At 46.3% G+C, this 1,669-nt stretch carries 1 protein-coding gene and 1 pseudogene; both read left to right on the top strand.

Features of this window, described 5'->3' with window-relative positions:
• Positions 1 to 780: pseudogene (locus CDG77_RS34840) on the top strand (hypothetical protein); the annotation flags it as partial.
• A 128-nt stretch (positions 781 to 908) separates the two neighbouring features.
• The coding region (locus CDG77_RS34835) for a replicative DNA helicase (RefSeq protein WP_317615952.1) at positions 909 to 1,669 on the top strand (761 nt) is incomplete at its 3' end.

Here is a 1,669-nt window from a genome sequence, read left to right as displayed (position 1 = left end):
CCCCTGGCTTCGCCACCCGCGCCCCCCACCCATGAAAGTGTGTGTGAAAAAGAAGAACTTGATTTAGCAACGGAAGAAATTGAACTTGAAGAACCAATTCCAGAAAAACCAAGCTTAAAAAAATCAACCCCAGAAGAACCAACCCCACAACAACCCACTTCGTTGTTAAAAAAATCCGAGTCTTCGCAACAAACCGATAATCCCTCAAGAGGATCAACTATTGCGGGGGGGTCGTTCGAGAAACGCGAACAATCGAATAAGCTGCAAATAACCTGTCCCTACAAGACAGCCCGGAACGTGAAAGAACTGATTGATGCTTGGCTAACAGACCCAACTGCTATGAGTGATGATTCTCTACCACTGCTTGTCAGAGAAACAATCAAGTGGAATTGCTGGGTTTTACCTTGGCGCAATGGAGAGCGAAAGCTGAATAACCTCTACCAGAACTTCAACCCGGTAGTCGTGGATTTCCTAGCACAAGAATTAGCCACTAAGTCGAAACGCTCGGCACGACAGGAAATAGATCATGCGATCGCAGTAATCAACACCTGGGAGAAAACCAAAGGGGGATGGACGAACCTGGTGCAGCGTTATCACCAAGCTCATAGTGCCGAAACTCAACGCCTTGCCCAACAAAAAGCCATACAAACAGCTCATGCTGCCCCTAATGAGTTGAGGGCAGTACTACCCGAAATTAGACAAGCGCGGAGATTTACCAAAACAGAATTCAGGAGTAAGGAGTCAGCATTCAGAATTGAAGCTTGTGCAGCTGCGGGATGAATCATCGCTTAGACCAAGCCATTTCCATCCTCGAAATAAATTTTGCTGCTTGTTCATTCTGGCTCCTGAATTCTGGCTTCTGACTTCTGAATTCGATTTTCAAAAATAGCATAGCAGGAGAAAAAGTGATGTTTTCACCAGATTTTGCCCCAGATAACGTAGTTTCAATGCCTAACCACTTACCACCCCAGGCGATTGAAGCTGAAGAAGTAGTACTCGGTGGCATTTTGTTTGACCCGGAAGCGATCGCTCGTGTGATTAAGATTTTGCAACCAGAGGATTTTTACGTCAGTTCGCACAAGAACATTTACCAAGCCGCAGTCAGATTGCACCAGTCTCAGCAGCCAACGGATTTATTGTTTGTCACCAGTTGGCTGGAATCTCATGGCTTGTTGCATAATGTCGGCGGGAGAAATAAACTTGCGTCCTTGCTTAACTCTTGCGTGTCAGCAGTTAACATCGATGCCTTAGCAGAGTTAATTCGAGAAAAAGCGCAATTGAGAGCGGTAATCCAAACAGCTTTACAAATGGCACGCTACGCGATGGATGCACCCTTGACTGAAACTACTGCCACTTCAGTCATCGAAATGGGACAACAAAAGCTTTTAGAGTTGCGCCAATTAACTATGCCTTGTCAGATGAAATTAATGGCTGACATCATCCCCGATGTTTATGCCGAGATTGAATTGGCCAATAACGGTGAAGATGCGATTGAGGTGAATGTCCCCACCGGATTCTACGATTTGGATTCGGTAATTGGCGGGATGCCCTTCGGTTCTTTGACCGTTGTTGGAGGTCGCGGCGGCATCGGTAAGTCCACATGGGCATTAGATATTGGTATTCGGGCTGCTGCTAGCGGCTTAACAACCGCTTATTTCGCTTTAGAGAT

This window comes from Nostoc sp. 'Peltigera membranacea cyanobiont' 213, assembly GCF_002245975.1.
Lineage (GTDB): Bacteria > Cyanobacteriota > Cyanobacteriia > Cyanobacteriales > Nostocaceae > Nostoc.
This window is presented reverse-complemented; position numbering and strand designations above follow the sequence as displayed.